This window comes from Dokdonia sp. 4H-3-7-5 (assembly GCF_000212355.1).
GTDB lineage: Bacteria > Bacteroidota > Bacteroidia > Flavobacteriales > Flavobacteriaceae > Dokdonia.
Window position 1 is genome coordinate 1,214,825 of record NC_015496.1, and the last position, 17,734, is coordinate 1,232,558.

The 17,734-nt window shown below is 38.4% G+C and carries 11 protein-coding genes; 4 read left to right on the top strand and 7 right to left on the bottom strand.

Annotated features, from left to right (window positions below):
• Positions 1–120: 120 nt before the first annotated feature.
• Entirely contained in the window at positions 121–4,086 is a 3,966-nt protein-coding gene (locus KRODI_RS15080; RefSeq protein WP_083811792.1) for a M36 family metallopeptidase, read from the bottom strand.
• A 351-nt stretch (positions 4,087–4,437) separates the two neighbouring features.
• Here KRODI_RS15080 and KRODI_RS05325 point away from each other — a divergent pair, with 351 nt between their 5' ends.
• Positions 4,438–6,126 (top strand): ABC transporter ATP-binding protein, encoded by a 1,689-nt coding sequence (locus tag KRODI_RS05325; RefSeq protein WP_013750557.1) that lies wholly within the window; start codon positions 4,438–4,440, stop codon positions 6,124–6,126.
• 820 nt (positions 6,127–6,946) lie between these two features.
• Here the strand turns inward: KRODI_RS05325 and KRODI_RS05330 are convergent.
• From KRODI_RS05330 to KRODI_RS05355, 6 genes are all read right to left on the bottom strand, one after another.
• Positions 6,947–7,603, bottom strand: coding sequence for a CoA transferase subunit B (locus KRODI_RS05330; RefSeq protein ID WP_013750558.1), 657 nt, complete (start codon positions 7,601–7,603; stop codon positions 6,947–6,949).
• A gap of 2 nt (positions 7,604–7,605) precedes the next feature.
• Positions 7,606–8,307, bottom strand: coding sequence for a CoA transferase subunit A (locus tag KRODI_RS05335; RefSeq protein WP_013750559.1), 702 nt, complete (start codon positions 8,305–8,307; stop codon positions 7,606–7,608).
• Positions 8,308–8,448: 141 nt separating this feature from the next.
• A complete protein-coding gene (locus tag KRODI_RS05340) occupies positions 8,449–10,779 on the bottom strand; it encodes a penicillin-binding protein 1A (RefSeq protein ID WP_013750560.1) in 2,331 nt (776 codons plus the stop codon).
• A 10-nt stretch (positions 10,780–10,789) separates the two neighbouring features.
• On the bottom strand, positions 10,790–11,266 hold the full coding sequence (locus tag KRODI_RS05345) for a gliding motility lipoprotein GldH (protein ID WP_013750561.1): 477 nt from the start codon (positions 11,264–11,266) through the stop codon (positions 10,790–10,792).
• Entirely contained in the window at positions 11,259–12,746 is a 1,488-nt protein-coding gene (ricT, locus tag KRODI_RS05350; RefSeq protein ID WP_013750562.1) for a regulatory iron-sulfur-containing complex subunit RicT, read from the bottom strand. The genes KRODI_RS05345 and ricT overlap by 8 nt, the downstream gene beginning before the upstream one ends.
• 159 nt (positions 12,747–12,905) lie before the next feature.
• Positions 12,906–13,937: a rhodanese-related sulfurtransferase gene (locus KRODI_RS05355; protein WP_013750563.1), complete on the bottom strand. Its 1,032-nt coding sequence runs from the start codon at positions 13,935–13,937 to the stop codon at positions 12,906–12,908.
• A 404-nt stretch (positions 13,938–14,341) separates the two neighbouring features.
• Between KRODI_RS05355 and recA the strand changes: the two genes are divergently transcribed.
• From recA to KRODI_RS05370, 3 genes are all read left to right on the top strand, one after another.
• Positions 14,342–15,349, top strand: coding sequence for a recombinase RecA (gene recA / locus KRODI_RS05360; protein ID WP_013750564.1), 1,008 nt, complete (start codon positions 14,342–14,344; stop codon positions 15,347–15,349).
• Between the two features lie 197 nt (positions 15,350–15,546).
• Positions 15,547–16,122, top strand: coding sequence for an RNA polymerase sigma factor (locus tag KRODI_RS05365; RefSeq protein WP_013750565.1), 576 nt, complete (start codon positions 15,547–15,549; stop codon positions 16,120–16,122).
• Positions 16,122–17,579 carry an outer membrane beta-barrel protein gene (locus tag KRODI_RS05370; RefSeq protein ID WP_013750566.1) on the top strand — a complete coding sequence of 486 codons (1,458 nt, stop codon included), beginning with the start codon at positions 16,122–16,124 and terminating at the stop codon, positions 17,577–17,579. The genes KRODI_RS05365 and KRODI_RS05370 overlap by 1 nt, the downstream gene beginning before the upstream one ends.
• Positions 17,580–17,734 lie beyond the last annotated feature (155 nt).

A 17,734-nucleotide genomic window follows, 5' to 3' on the forward strand; every position in this document is an offset into this window, starting at 1 on the left:
AATGTTGTTTTATTAAGTTGAGTACGCTTTCGCGAAAGCGTAATTATTCACATAGAAAAAGCCCGATATCAATTTGATATCGGGCTTTTCTTTATAGTCTACTACACTAAGAAATGAATACTATTTCTTAATAAAACGTTTTACCATTTTTGTAGTTGCAGTTTCCACTTCAAGAATATAAACACCAGTCTCTAATCTTGAAACATCAAGTGTGTTTTCAAAATTACCTTTGTGTACTACCTGCCCTAATAGATTATAGATAGTCACAGCAGTTGCTTCTGTGCCGTTTAAGTTAATTGAAAGCTCTCCGCGAGTTACAGGATTAGGGAATATAGAGAATTCTCCACTTCCTGCTGCTTCGGTTAGACTGCTCTGAGCATCATTTGCTCCAAATCCAGCACTACTCACCACATTTACAATATAATCCTCTACTTCTCCATACTGGAAACTCTCACAAGCTGTAGGGATCCCGTTATACTTCATAGAAACTCTCATTCTCGTTGCTCCTTGAGATGCTCCAGAAGGCACGCTAAATGTTCCTGTTATTGGAGTAGCAGATGTTGCTGCTCTAGTGTATACAATCTCTCCTGCATCTGTAAAATCTCCATCACGGTTCCAGTCTACAAATACTGCATACCCTTCATTATATACAGTTCCCGTCCATCTTGGAGTAATTGTGATTGTATTACTACTTCCTAATGTTGTAGAAAGGCTTGTAAAATCTCCGTAACCGCCAGCAGATGCTCCGGTTGCATTATTAATACTTCCTATTTGTACACGTTGTATATACTCATCATTGGTATTATTTCCATTTGATGCACAGTATCCAGATGGCGCACCTGTGTCACCTCCTCCACCTCCGGCAGATAGTACTACATTATCAATAGCAACGTCAGATTGCCATGTACTTCCAGTAATACGGTTGAAACGTAATTGCACTGTTCCGCCAGTGTATCCATCAAGATTGATTGTTACAGCATTCCACTGGTTACCTTGGTTTCCAGTTTGGTTCCAAAGGCTTGTCCATGTCGTACCTCCATCTGCACTTGCTTCAAGATCTATACGACCACCGTCTGTTGATCCAAACATGTGATAATCAAATGTAAAGTTTGCTTCTGTTTCTCCTGTTAGATCAAAACAAGGTGAGTTTATAATCGCTCTTTTGTTAGGGAAACCTGTTCCGTTACCAGAAGCTTCTACATATAAATAGAAAGACCCATCAGCTCCAGATGCTGGCCCTGTTCCACTTGAAGGGGTTCCTGAAGCATCGCGTGTCCAGTTTATATCATCTCCTGTAGCTTGTGACCACTGACCTAGTCCTGACTCAAAACTCTCACTATATGGAGCACTTGCTGTACCTACACATCCACTAGGTGGTGCAGTAGTATCAGTTGTCGCACTTACGGTGTTACTATTTCCTGAGATATTACCTGCTTCATCTTTGGCGCGAACCGTAAATTGATACGTAGTTCCTTCTACTAATCCAGTTATGTTTGCAGAAGTAGCTGTTACTTCTCCTAGGTTATTAGTTCCTTGGAAGACATCATATGCCGTTACTGCCACATTATCTGTAGCTGCTGTCCATGATAAAGCTACAGATGTTGTAGTAACATCTGTTACTGCAAGATTAGTAGGCGCAGTAGGTGCTTGAGTATCTGCCGGAGCAGTACCATCAATAGCAAAGCCATCAATAGCAATATCACCCTGCCATGAAGTTCCAGTAGTAGCACGGAAACGTAATTGTGTGGCTCCATCATAAGATGCAAGACTTACGGTTGCATCTAGCCAAGCCGCTCCTTTATCTCCAGATTGCACCCATAATTCATCCCATGTTTGCGTTGCATCATCTCTTCCTTCAAGACGTACAGTCCCAACAGCACTACCTGTCATCTGGTAACTAAATGTTACTTCTGCTCCGTTTACTCCTGTAAGATCAAAACAAGGAGAATTTAAAGTTGCTGTCTTAGTTGGAAATCCTGCACCGTCACCAGATGCTTCTACATAGATGTAAAATGATCCCTCATTTGCAGCTGCTGGTCCTGTACCAGAAGATGGCGTGCCAGATGAGTTTACTGTCCAGTCAATATTATCTGATGTGTCTTGAGACCAAGCTCCAATTGTGTTTTCAAAACCTTCAGCATACGGGAACGACGCTACGGTACTAGTACAAGATACTGGCGCTGGTGGTCCAGAACATCCACTTGTAAATGATACTACCTGATCTGAATTTGTGTTTGTTCCTCCGTTGCTATTTTCTACGGCATCTACACCTACTCCGCGTCTAGCAAAAGCATCCCATATTAAACAGTTGAACTGACCTCCGTAAAGATCTTGGTCTGCTTGTAGGATTCCATTACGACCAGAAACATATCCTGGATTATTTGCAGTGTTTTTAAGTCCTTCTATTACAAGTGACATTGCGATGTTATTACCTCCATTACCACTATATTGATTAGGGTCATATCCTTCTTGATCAATAAGATCCCAAGTCATGTCCCAAAGAATAGTTGCAAAACCATATCCCACTCCGTGTGGTGCTACTAATCCCGGAACGTCACTGTATGTTGTTCCATTAACAGCAAAGTCTGTAGCATACCTCGTAGGACGTATTCCTGCCCCTGTTGTAGGCTGTCCTATTGCATAGGTTCCTACTCCTCTAGCGGTATCTCTCGTATCTCCTGGACGTATAGTCATTACCATACCTAACCAGTCTGACCATCCTTCACCCATTTGTTCAGAACCTCCTAATGCGTTTGTACCAGGTCCTCCTACGAGACGTGTAGAAATACCATGACCGTACTCATGTGCAATAATTACGTTGTCAAAATCACCATCACGGGTAGGATTTGTGAATAAAAACATTTGCATTCTAGGGTTTTGACCATCTGGTGGTGTTGCAAAGTTTGCATTGTTAGTCCCACTGCCGTCTTGAGCATCTGCATTTACAGAATCACTTCCTGCTCCGCCTTTACCATAGTTATTTTCTTGAAAATTACCTGCCGCCTCTGTAAAACCATATTGGTACCATACATCATGCATGATATTATTCCAGTAAAATAAGTTTGTAGTAGCTGCTGGTAAGAAAGTAGATGGAGTGTTATTTAAATTAAGGCTAAAATCAAAGTTAAGAGCACTTCCTCCATTAGGACTTGTACCTGTTCCATTATTACCATTAGTATCATCTTGCGCGAGTACATTATTACCACGCGTTGTTGTAAACTCTGCACCAGCAGATCCGTTTGTGTCGTGCCATCCATAAGGAGATGCATTAGCATTTGCTGGATCTGTAACTACCACACGGTTACCGTGACTAGGGCTTTCAATCCCTAGCGGAAATACGTTATAAGAACCACCACCTACTGCAGCTGCGGTATAGCTCGCTTCAGTAGCACTGCGCGGCCCATAATTTACTACTGGCTCTTCTGTAGTTGTATGACCATGCTCTGTGTGATTAGGATCTTCAAAAGAACAAGAAATCACCCAGTCTGTGGTTTTAAGGATTTCTCCTGTAGATGCATCTACATTTACATTCCACCAGTGTTGCGCGTCAAGTTGGTAAAGAGATACATTCCAAGTAAGGTGCATTTTATCACCTATTGCTAGGTATGTTTTTTCTACTTTAATAGGCTCTAAGCTTATTCCAGAATTTGCATATTCAAGAAGATTACCAGAAGATTTTGTAACTCCTAGATTGCTTGGTGTCTTAAGACTATGAGCATTCACAACCTTTAAGATTGCGTTTTCTGGAGACAGTGAAAGTGATGCTCCAGCAGCTTTTTGAGCAACATCTTTTGCAAACTGGTTTATCTCGTAGGTAACTTTACCATCTCTTACGGTGAGTTTGTATGTTCCGTTTTGTACTGGAATACCTTGATACATTTGTTTTACATAAACGTGCTGTATTTCAGGATTGAGAGAAGGAACAATATCAGTAATTTTCCATTGAGCAACGTCTGTAGACTTCAAGCCAACTTCTTCTGCATTGCTACTTAGATAATTTTGGACGATTCCGTCCACACTGGTCTGTGCATAAACGGCGGTTCCTAATAGAATAGTCATTAGGAAAAAGGAGTAGATTTTCTTCATACTGTAGTTCTAAATTAATTATAGGGAAATCTTAATAAAACACATTATTTAGCATTTATTTTGCTAAAATTATATGCTTACCCAGTAAATGACGTCATTTCAGTAAAGAAATCATAATTTTTTCGACGAACTACACAAAAATTTTTAAGGTTTTTTTAAGAAATACGATTTGTGTGAAGAACTGGATGAATCCCTAAACAAGAACTACTCATTTTCTATAGCTGAATACATTTAATGATGTTTTGAAATATTATGATAACTATAAAAAGTCTCAAATCAAGCTCGTTTTTGTGTTACAAATTGCGATGTATCCTTTTAAAAACAGACCGTAAGAAATCGTATTTTTGAAGTATGCAGCCACAAAAAATCCTTACTGTAGACCAACTATCTATATCCTTTAAACAGCAAGGGGAAGTACAAGAAGTAATACATAACATTTCATTTGATCTTTATAAAAATGAAATTCTTGCTATTGTGGGTGAATCAGGGTCTGGAAAGAGTGTGTCATCACTCGCCATTCTAGGGCTTTTACCTAAGAAAAACACGCTTATTGAAGGCACCATAGTTTTTGAAAATCAATCATTACTAGATACTAGTGAAAAGGATTTTCAGAAAATACGAGGTAATGAAATCTCCATGATTTTTCAAGAACCTATGAGTAGTCTCAATCCGTCAATGCGTTGCGGTGAGCAAGTGGTAGAAATTCTTTTACAACATACTTCGCTCAACCGAAAATCTGCAAAGGAAGAAACCCTACGCTTATTTGAAAAGGTAAAGCTGCCCGCTGTAGAAAAGATTTATAGCGCCTATCCTCATGAGATTTCGGGAGGTCAAAAACAACGTGTAATGATTGCGATGGCTATCGCTTGTAAGCCTAAAATCCTTATTGCAGATGAGCCTACTACTGCCCTAGATGTTACCGTTCAGCAAGAGATTATAGTATTACTTAAGGAATTGCAGTTAGAAAATCAGATGAGTATTATTTTCATCTCTCATGACCTTTCCTTAGTGAGCGAGATTGCAGACAGGGTTGCTGTGATGTATAAAGGAGATATTGTTGAGTACGCTTTCGCGAAAGCGTTATTTTCAAACCCACAACATGAGTACACAAAAGCATTATTAAGTGCAAGACCGTCTCTAGATGAACGACTGAAAAAGTTACCAACGATAAAAGATTACCTAGATAAAAAACCACTTTCTAAAGCCGAAACAAAATCTGAAAGAGCCGAACATTTAAGAAATCTGTATGCACAACCACCTTTACTAGAGGTGATTAATGTAGAAAAAGCATACTTTTCTAGTGCCGGCATCTTCGCTGAAGATATTGCCTTTAAAGCGGTGGATGATGTTTCATTCTCTATTTATGAGGGAGAAACCTTAGGACTTGTAGGCGAGTCTGGTTGTGGTAAATCTACCCTGGGAAATGCCATCTTGCAATTAGATAAAGCTACTGCAGGAACCATTTTGTACAAAGGAATGGCTATTAATGAAATGCGTGGAGCAGCGCTGAGAAGTTTAAGAAAGGAAATACAAATCATTTTTCAAGATCCTTTTGCCTCTCTTAACCCCAGGCTCACTGTAGGTCAAGCCATTATAGAGCCTATGGAAGTCCATAAACTTTACGATTCTAAATCTATGAGAAAGCAGCGCGTGCTAGAGTTGCTAGAACGAGTGGGACTAGAAGCATCACATTATGATCGTTATCCTCATGAGTTTTCTGGAGGGCAGCGACAACGCATAGGGATTGCTCGTACTATTGCTGTAAATCCTAAATTAATTATTTGTGATGAGTCTGTAAGTGCGCTAGATATATCCGTACAAGCACAAGTGCTTAACCTTCTTAATGAACTTAAAACAGATTTTGGCTTTACCTATATTTTTATATCGCATGATCTCGCCGTAGTAAAATACATGTCTGACCAGCTAGTGGTTATGAATAAAGGTAAAATAGAAGAAATAGGGGATGCAGATCATATTTATGAACAACCCGAAAAAGAGTACACTCAAAAACTCATTCATGCTATTCCCAAAGGAATGTAAGAGTTACTAGATCATAAATAGAAATACTTTCTTTGCTAGCCTAGCACAATTTGTTGTAAAATCTGCAGCATGTTTTACGCCAGAGACAAATGATCGCGTAGAGTTTGTTATTTTTTCCATAGTAGGGATGAAAGACAAATGAGGTTTAAAACAAAATCCGCAGGGCTCCCCCCGCGGATTTCTAACAAATCATAACTTAAAACACTCTTATACGTTTAAGTCATACTATAAAACTAAATTACTTCGCTCATTAACGAACTTACTTAGCATTTAATCGAAATCAATTACTTGATTTGGGGGACTGCTAAAATACTATAAAATTAGACATCTGCAAGGATTTTGATTAAGAAAATATTTTGAAATGTTAAAATATTGTGTATTTCATCGAATTATTGAGTTTTTAAACGTGGTTTGAGCGCAATTTTAAATTATAGTAAAGCAAAGCCTCTTTTGAATTTCATGATTAAGCGATAGCACTTTTTGTAAGAATATTCTCTATTTTAATGAAATCAAAATGTAAGTACCCTCTATTTTTGACACCTATTGAATAGAGATATAAGACTTATTAAAACTATTTCTAGACTAGCGTTGTAAATCGAGTCAATTAATCACTAGAGCCTCTATATCCTCAACTACAAGACTAAGGATTGCTACTTATTTATGAATGGAAATTAGCTCGCAAGAAGCATAAAATCTGTGTGATCTTAAGAAGAGAATACGACCACAAAGTTTCTCTAATAAAAAATCTCCAACTATCTCAAAACCACTTTTAATGGTTTATAAGATAATCGGAGACTATGTTTTACTAGATTGAAGTATATTAAAACTTCATTTCTGGAATATCGCCATCTACAATTAATGCTCCCTCGGTTGCTGCCTGAATCTCTTCTACAGACACTCCTGGAGCTCTCTCGAGCAGTTTAAACCCTGCTTCAGTGACTTCTAACACTGCAAGGTTACTCACAATCTTTTTCACGCATCCTACACCAGTTAGTGGCAGGCTACATTTTTTTAAAAGTTTTGATTCTCCTGCACGGTTAGTATGCATCATGGCTACAATAATATTTTCTGCACTTGCCACGAGATCCATTGCACCTCCCATACCTTTTACCATTTTACCTGGTATTTTCCAGTTTGCGATATCACCATTTTCTGCAACTTCCATAGCACCTAGAATGGTAAGGTCTACGTGTTTACCACGTATCATACTAAAACTAGTAGCACTATCAAAAAAGCTTGCCCCAGGCAAGGTGGTAATAGTCTGCTTTCCAGCATTTATAATATCTGCATCCTCTTCTCCATCATACGGAAAAGGCCCCATCCCTAAAACTCCATTCTCACTTTGAAACTCTACGTCAATGTCTTCACGTACATAGTTTGCAACAAGTGTAGGAATACCGATACCTAGGTTTACATAATACCCATCTTGTACTTCTCTTGCAATGCGTTGTGCAATTTGATTTTTATCTAAAGCCATAATTAGTCTCTTGTTCTAACGGTGCGTTGTTCTATTCTCTTTTCAAAGGTTTCTCCTTGGAAAATACGTTGTACAAAAATCCCTGGGATGTGTATTTGATTAGGATCTAGTGTCCCTACCGGCACAAGCTCTTCCACCTCTGCAACAGTTATAGTAGCTGCCCCACACATATTAGGATTAAAGTTTCTTGCAGTCCCTTTAAATATTAAGTTACCTGCAGCGTCACCTTTCCATGCCTTTACAAAAGCAAAATCTGCTTTAAAAGCATGTTCTAGCACATACATTTTCCCGTCAAATTCTCTTGTTTCTTTTCCTTCGGCTACTTCTGTTCCGTATCCTGCTGGTGTATATATTGCTGGAAATCCTGCTTGCGCTGCTCTACATCGCTCTGCAAGGGTTCCTTGTGGTATAAGCTCTACATCAAGCTCACCGCTAAGCATCTGGCGTTCAAACTCGGCGTTTTCACCCACATAGCTAGAAACCATTTTCTTTATTTGCTTTTTCTGTAACAACAGCCCTAGTCCAAAATCATCCACTCCGGCATTATTAGAAATACAGGTGAGATTATTGACATCAAGAGCTACTAGTTTAGCTATAGAATTTTCTGGAATACCGCTGAGACCAAAACCTCCAAGCATCAATGTCATTCCACTTTCAACACCTTCTAGTGCGGCGTCTACTCCAGTCACTTTCTTTGTTATCATATTCTTAGTTTATAAGTACTAAAAGTACGGATTTTGTATTGAATTACGCTTTCGCGAAAGCGTAATTGAACATCTAAAAATGAATCCAAAAAAAAGAGCGCGATTGCTCGCACTCTTTATAATTATGTATGTATTATACTATTAAAAATCCAGCTCATCTGGAAGCTCGTCGCTTACACCAGAACTCTTATAATCATCACAATTAGTTGTGATTGTTAAGTTACTAGGTTTTGAAAATTCGCTTTTAGAAATCTCTAGATCCTCATTTTTGTATACCTCTTTCATATACATTCCCCAGATAGGTAATGCCATTGTTGCTCCCTGACCATAACCTATGCCTGGGAAGTGAACTGCGCGATCATCACCACCTACCCAAACTCCAGTCACAAGATTAGGCACAATACCCATAAACCATCCGTCACTTTGATTTTGTGTAGTACCTGTTTTACCAGCTATTGCATTATCAAAACCGTATGGATAACCCGTAACGGCATTACGATATATTGCATCTTTACGCCATGTGTGACGTAATCTTGCTCCAGAACCTGAGCGCGTCACTCCTTCCATTAACTGTAGTGTCACGTAAGCACTCTCTGCACTTAAAACATCTCGAGTTTCTGGAACATGCTGATACAAAACTGTTCCATTTTTATCCTGTATGGTACTTACAATCTGTGGTTTTACATATACCCCTTGATTTGCAAAAGCTCCGTATGCAGATACCATTTCATACACACTTAAATCTGCTGTTCCCAGCGCGATAGAAGGTACTACTGGAATATCCTTCGTATCTATCCCTAGCTTGCTTACTAAGTCTAATACAGGCTGTGGCCCTACTTTATCCATGAGCCTAGCAGAAATTGTATTTACAGATTGAGCAAGTGCCTCTTTCATTGTAATCATACCACCCATCTCACCTCCAGAGTTTTCTGGAGTCCAGTTCTTTGTATTTCCGTGCGCTCCCGCAGGTATAGTATAAAGTGTGTTTGGCAATGTATCACATGGAGATAAATGCAATTGATCTACTGCTGTTGCATATAAGAAAGGTTTGAAGGTAGATCCTACCTGGCGTTTTCCTAATTGTACGTGATCGTATTGGAAGTGGTTCATATTAATACCACCTACCCACGCGCGCACTTCTCCAGTTTGAGGTACCATAGACATCATCCCTGTACGTAAAAACTTCTTGTAATAACGTATAGAATCACGCGGAGTCATTAATGTATCTACATCTCCTGCCCATGTAAAAATGGTCATATCTGTTTTTACATCAAATGATTTTCTAATTGCAGCATCTGTTTTTCCTTGCGCTTTGAGTTTTCGCCAGCGAGATGAGCTTTTTATAGCATTATTAAAAATGCGCTCCACATCCTCCTCTTCGATATCTCTAAAAGGCGCTGTTTTGTTTTTCTCGTTTTGTCTATCAAACTCGGCTTGTAATCTTGGCATATGCGCAGCAACAGCATCTTCTGCCATTTTCTGCATACGAGAATCTATAGTTGTCGTTATTGTAAGACCATCACGGTAAATATTATAATATGTGGTATTACCCTCTGCGTCTTCTCCTTTAGGATTCTCTTTAATCCATGAAGCCATGAATTTCTTAAGATTTTCTCTAAAGTACGTTGCCGTTCCATCTGCATGTCCTTCTGGAGTAAACTTTACTTCCATAGGTAATGCTGTGAGGGAATCTTTTTCGGCAGTTGTGATCATTCCGTTTACTTCCATCTGCTTGAAGACTTGATTGCGCCTTCTTAGTGATTTCTCCTTAGATATCTCACGGTATGGATTATACTGTCTTGGATTCTTAAGCATTGCTACAAAAACAGCGCTTTCATGCAAATCAAGATCTTTTACATCTTTATTAAAGTAAATACGAGCGGCAGAGCTTATACCAATAGCATTAAAAAGAAAGTCAAATTTATTAAGATACATCGCAATGATTTCTTGCTTTGTATACTGGCGCTCCAGCCTTGTTGCAATTACATATTCCTTTGCCTTCTGCAGAAGCCGCTCTAGCGTGGAGCTAGGAGGATTTGAAAATAACAACTTAGAAAGCTGTTGTGTTACTGTACTTGCACCACCGTTTTTACCAAGATAAGCCATCGCTCTGGCCGTACCTCTAAAGTCTATACCAGAGTGCTCATAATAACGCTCATCTTCTGTTGCAACTAGTGCATCGACAAGGTTCTGTGGTAATTGATCATATTTAATAGGAGTCCTATTTTCATTGTAATAAGTACCTAGCTGCTTTCCATCAACAGAGATGATTTTTGTAGCAAGGTTACTTTCTGGGTTTTCAAGTTCTTCAAAGGTGGGGAGTGTTCCAAAAACATTCCAACTCGCTAGTAAAAATAATAGTACTGCCAGTGTGACTCCTCCTGCAAATAGTCGCCAAAACCAAGAAATATATTTACTGTAATCTCCGTCGCTTTTTTTTGCAACTTTTTTTGGAGGTGTTTGTTTTGCCATTATGATGTGTTTATTCTTGCTTTTCAATACGTAATCCTACTTCGGTAATTCCTTCTAGATAGGCATCTCCAGCGATGTTTCCGTTTTTTCTTACTGCGTGCTCTATAGTAAATGTGTAGGTTCCGCTTTCGCGAAAGCGTACTCCTTCTCTATACAACAATTTACTTTCTTTAATATCTCCAAAACCAGTACCCATCCACGTTCCATCTGGATTTGCCATTTCATACTCGAGGGTATCGGTATACGTACGCCCTTGCGGAAACTGCATCTCTGTAATCAAAAAAAGATTACTGTATGGGTATTGATTATTATTACGAACGGTAATGAATGCATTATATAATGGCACGCTATCAAGCTCGTTTACTTCTAACACCACAGGTTCATTAATATTCCATGAGCTACCTAACGACGTGTATGAATGATACACTTGTTTTGAATCACATGAAACACATAAAATAATGAGTATCAATAGTAATACGTTACGCATTAGGTTTTGGTTTTTGAGGACGCCTTTTATTTTTATTTGCAGGCTTTGATCCTCCAGACTTTTGACCTTCTTGAGTTGGATTTTGGCTCGTTGCATCTTTAGCTTTTCCTCCCTGAGCTTTCGGCTTTGGGCCTCTGCTTTTAGGTCTAGGTCCTTTACCCTCAGGTCTTGGGCCTTTTGCTTGAGGCTTTGGGCCTTTACCTTCTGGTCTAGGTCCCTTTGCTTGAGGTTTTGGTCCTTTCTTTGCTGCAGGTCTTGGACCTTTTGCACCATCTTGATTGGGTTTTCTGGGAGTTCTATCCTTAGCTTTTGGTCTATCTCCTTGAGGCTTGTTTCCGTTACCCGCAGGTTTTCTCTTACGACTATTGCGTCGCTTGTTTGTAGTTTTAGGCTTGTCAAAACGAGTAAGACTATCTTGACCTACCACATTACCAAAATCTATTACTGTTTCTTCTATAAGTTCGGCAGCAAATTCTTCTAGGCTTGCAACCGGTTCTTTCTTCTTATTTGCAGCTATAATTTCATTTGCATGATCTGTCGTAAGCTTATGCCAGTTCATCCATTCTCCCTCGTAAGCATACCACAAGTGCCCTTGAAAAATGTCAATTTTCTGGCAAACTGCAGTTCCTTTTTGAGTGTATAATTTTGTCTCACTTTTTGGAAAACTTTTGAGCGCATCCATATAAGCATCTAGCTCATAATTAAGACAGCACTTCAATTTCCCACATTGTCCAGCAAGCTTTTGCGGGTTAAGTGATAATTGCTGGTATCTAGCAGCACTCGTAGTTACAGACCTAAAATCTGTTAACCATGTAGAACAACAAAGTTCGCGACCACAAGAACCTATACCACCCAGACGTGCCGCTTCCTGACGAAGACCTATCTGTCTCATCTCAATACGAGTGCGAAAATCTTGAGCAAATTCTTTTATGAGTTGGCGAAAATCTACACGATCTTCTGCCGTATAATAAAATGTCGCTTTAGAACCGTCTCCTTGAAACTCAATATCTGATATTTTCATTTGGAGATCTAGACGTATCGCTATCTGTCTAGCACGCACCTTCATACTTTCTTCCCTCTCACGAGCAGTAGTCCAGATATCTATATCTCTCTGTGATGCCTTGCGATAGATTTTAAGTGTTTCTGGAGTGTCTTGCCTTACTTTCTTGCGCTTCATTTGCACTCGCACAAGCTCACCAGTAAGGGTTACCATTCCAATATCGTGGCCAGACTCTGCTTGAGTCGCTACAATATCACCTATACTTAGGGTAACTTTTTCTTCGTTTTTATAGTAATCTTTACGTCCATTTTTAAAACGTACTTCTACGTAGTTAAAAGCTTCTTGTCCATCAGGAAGGGACATATTAGAAAGCCAGTCAAAGACTGTAAGTTTATTACATCCGTCGGTTCCGCAGGTTCCATTGTTTTTACAACCTTTAGGAGATCCGTCTTCACCTGTGCCACAACTGCCACATGCCATATTTTGTATATTTAAATGTACACCGCTCCATATCAATCGTTAAGAGAGTAACAGATGCGTGTACGCGTTATATTTATGTTCAAAATGAACTATCGATAAAGATAGGTAATCTATAGCGCCTTTTCCAAAATCAAAATCAACAGATTCTTTTTCTATTGATTACTTCTTAAAAGCCAGCTTTTCTGATCTACCTTTCTTAAAAATCTTATTACTATTTCCTTTACCAGAACGTAATTTCTTTTGCTCTTCGTATGGCAGTGCATTAATCTCTGCACACTCCGTAGAGCAGCAGTTTTCATTAGCCTTTGCACATTCCTCACATTGTATAAAAAGTAAGTGGCAAGCTTCATTTGCACAGTTTACATGCTCATCGCAAGGAGTACCACACTGGTGACAATTTGAGATAACATCGTCTGAGATACGCTCTCCACGACGGTGATCAAACACAAAATTCTTACCCTTGAACTTATTATCAAGCTTCTCTGCTTCTACCTGGCGAGCATACTCAATGATTCCTCCTTCTAGCTGGAAAACATTTTTAAAACCTTTGTGCTTAAAATAAGCACTTGCTTTCTCACAACGTATACCACCCGTACAGTACATCACAAGTTTTTTATCCTCCTTATGATCTTTTAGATCTTCTTCAATGATGTCAAGACTATCTCTAAAGGTATCTACATCTGGAGTGACTGCATTTTTAAAATGCCCTATCTCACTCTCATAGTGATTACGCATATCAACGAGTACTGTATTCTCGTCTTCTATAAGTTCATTAAAAGTAGAAGCGTCTACATGAACTCCTTTGTTTGTTACATCAAAAGTTTCATCTACTAGTCCATCTGCAACAATCTTATTACGCACTTTTACTTTGAGTTTTAAGAATGATTTATCGTCTTGCTCTCTCGCAATATTAAGACGTACATTCTCTAGGAAGTTTATTCCGTCAAGAAAGGCTTTAAATGTTGTGAATTTTTTGGCTGGAACAGACATCTGGGCATTTATTCCCTCGTTTGCCACATAAATACGTCCCAAGGCTTCCATCTCATCCCAAGCCACAAAAAGGTGGTTTCTGAAAAGTTCTGGGTTTCCAATCTTATGATACTGGTAAAAAGAGAGTGTAAGGCGTTCTTCTCCCGCCTCTTCTATAAGCTGTGCTCTCTCTTTTGCGCTTAATTTGTTGTACAGTTGCATGCTATACCTTCGTTTTAAGTTAAAAGAATTATTTCTTCGGCAAATATAAGTCTTTGAATTAAGGGTACAAAAAATGCCCGGAGGTCTATCCTGCGGGCATTTTTTTGTGAATTTTGGCTAATTCAGGTTTACATTTTATTTAATGTCGTCGTAATTTGTTTAATACTTTGTAGCTGTGGCCTTCCTAATTTTAGTAAAGATTCCAAATTTTAGTATCTTTGGCAAAACGTCGGGAATAATGTGTTTGGTATGCGTTAGACTTATTCTCATTGCGAAGATGCAATAATAATTAAATGGTTGCGTCTTCATCGATAAGAATTATGTTAAAAATATTTCGCTTTCGCGAAAGCGTACCTTGTTTACCCATTATTTAACAATTAAATTTACAATACAAAACTGAAGATATGAGTAGTGAAAAAGATGCAAAATTAAAAGCCCTTAAACTCACCCTAGACAAGCTAGACAAGACTTACGGTAAAGGAGCCGTGATGAAAATGGGAGATCAAGCTATCGTGGATGTAGAGTCTATACCAACGGGTTCTCTAGGGCTAGATGTTGCTTTAGGTGTAGGAGGATATCCTAGAGGTCGTGTGATTGAAATCTATGGACCAGAATCTTCTGGTAAAACCACCTTAACACTACATGCCATCGCTCAGGCTCAGAAAGCTGGAGGAATTGCGGCATTTATTGACGCAGAGCACGCTTTTGATCGTTTCTATGCAGAAAAGCTAGGGGTGGATATTGATAACTTGATCATATCACAACCAGATAACGGAGAGCAAGCACTTGAAATCGCAGACAATCTTATACGCTCTGGAGCTATTGATATCGTTGTAGTCGATTCTGTTGCTGCACTTACTCCTAAAAGTGAGATTGAAGGAGAAATGGGAGATTCAAAAATGGGACTTCACGCTCGTTTAATGTCTCAAGCACTTCGTAAACTTACTGGTTCCATTAGCAAGACTAATTGTACAGTAATCTTTATTAACCAACTTCGTGAGAAAATTGGTGTAATGTTTGGAAATCCAGAAACTACAACTGGTGGTAACGCACTTAAGTTTTATGCATCTGTACGTCTTGACATACGTCGTTCTACACAGATTAAGGATAGTAATGCTAATGTAATGGGTAATAAGACCCGTGTTAAAGTTGTAAAAAACAAAGTTGCACCACCTTTCCGTATGGCAGAATTTGATATCATGTATGGTGAAGGAATCTCAAAAGTAGGAGAGATTATTGATATAGGTGTAAACTATGAGATTGTAAAGAAAGCTGGATCATGGTTTAGCTATCAAGATACTAAGTTAGGTCAAGGTCGTGATGCTGTAAAAGCATTGTTACTAGATAATCCAGACCTTATGGATGAGCTAGAAACAAAAATTCACGAAGCAATCAAATTATCTAACGAGTAAGCAATTATATCATATTGATAATAAAAACCTCCCATAAGGGAGGTTTTTGTATTTTAAACGCAACCTTTTTATTTTTTTAGCATCTACGTAGTGTTAACCAGGTAAAATTTTATAGAAAGTATACGAGTAGACGTCCATAAATGATATCACAATGTAGCTCATGAGCACTTTTAATAGATATCTGTTCTTATCTTGTTATGAGAACATTAAAACCAAACAACCGGTTGAGTCAAGACCAACTTATAAAGAACTGTAAGAAGAAGCTCCCTAAAGCTCAAGCAGAATTATACAACCGCTACTCGAGCGTCTTGTTTTCTGTATGCTTAAAGTATGCTCCTAATTATGCAGAAGCAGAAGATATTCTGCAAGATGCCTTTATGACCATTTTTGACAAAGTAAGTCAGTACAAAAACAAAGGTTCGTTTGAAGGGTGGCTCAAAAGAGTTGTTATAAATACTGCGCTACAGCGCTACCGTAAGTCTGGTGTCTTTAATCTAGTTAACGAAGAAAATATAAAGGAAGTAGAAGTTGAGATAGAAGAAGAAAGTATTCCTCTCGATTTCCTACTTAAGATTATACAAGAGCTTCCAGATAGATACAGAATGGTTTTTAACCTTTATGTAATGGATGGGCACTCACACAAAGAAATATCAACATTGCTTACCATTTCTCAGGGTACTTCAAAATCAAACCTTGCACGCGCCCGGGGAATATTGAAAGAAAAAATAGAGATGAGCCAGTTTAACCCCAGAAGCAAATCTCACATACAATAATGAAGGAGAAGAAGAACATAGATAGATTATTCCAAGAGAAATTCAAAGATTTTGAATCGCATCCTAGTGACCGTGTGTGGAATAATATTCTTGCAGCACAAAAAGAAAAAGAAGATAAAAAGGTCATCCCATTATGGTGGAAGTTGGGCGGTATAGCTGCAGCACTTCTTTTACTTTTTGGTTTAGGTAGTTTATTTATCAACTCTTCTAGTCAAAATAATATACAGATTGTAGATACTCCAATCAGAAATGATGAAAATGCAGTCTTAGAAGAGAACACAGCTACAACATCAATTACTCCTCAAGTATCAAAAAATAATGAAGAAGGCAATAAGTTTGTAACTGCTGATGAATCTCAAATTACTTCAAGTATAAAAAACAACACGACCTCAAGAAATCCAAAAAGCGCTAACCCAGCATCTAGAAGAGACGACAATAACTCTAGAAATGGATCTCAAAACAGTCCAAATAAAGCAAAACTCGCAACATCTGAGCAAAACGCTGGGGTAATTGCTTATCAAGCAAATTCACCTCAACTAAACACAGGAAACACAAACAGCCAGCTTAATGTTAATAAAGCTGAGGTTGAAAATAATGTGTCTCCTCAAGAAGATAATAATTCAGTTGCTCAAGTAACCATATTAGAAGAGGAAAACAACCCTAATAAAAACCTCATAGACGAAGCTCAGAAAATAGAAACCCTACAAGAAGACAAACTTGCTCAAGTAGATAATAATACTAAAATGAAGCGCTGGGACGTTGGAGCCGTAGCCGCACCTGTTTATTATGGAGATTTTGGTGGTTCTGGATTAGACAAACAGTTTGCAGATAATGATAAATCTGGTGATGTGAATTTAAGTTATGGAGTTCAAGTGAGCTATGCTATAAGTCCAAAATTTAAGATACGTACTGGGGTGAGCAACGTAGACTTAAGTTACAATACTAATGAAATATCATTTTCGACAAATGGATTAGGTCGTAGTGTGCGAGGCATTTCTTTTACTGATAACGCAAAAGTGTTAGCAATTCTAGACAATCCCGCTACTCAACATAGTTTTACTGCAGATAATGCGATATCGAGAATAGGTGTATCTTCAAATGGCTCCTTACAACAGCAACTTAGCTACGTAGAAGTGCCGCTAGAAGCTATTTATGTGATCTCAGATAAACGTGTAGGACTATCTCTTATAGGTGGAGTAAGCACTTTATTTCTCAATGAGAATGACGTTGTCTTAAAGTCATCACAACTCACTACAAGTTTAGGAACAGCAAATGGTGTAAATGAAGTAAGTTTTACAACAAACCTAGGTGTAGGTTTAGACTATAAATTCACAAAAAAAGTCATATTTAATATAGAACCTTCACTTAAATATCAACTCAATAGTTTTGATAATAAGGTGGTAGATTTTCAGCCATATTACATAGGTGTATATACTGGCGTAAGCTATAAGTTCTAGTAAAGAAGCTATACCAAGTGTAGTTTACTTGGTATTAGGTTAGTTTTTTAGTTGGTTAGGTAATCGTTGCTCTTGCAATGATAACAAGAAAGGCTCCGCTGGTTACGGAGCCTTTTGTTTTTTATTTGTTTTATAACGCTTTCGCGAAAGCGATC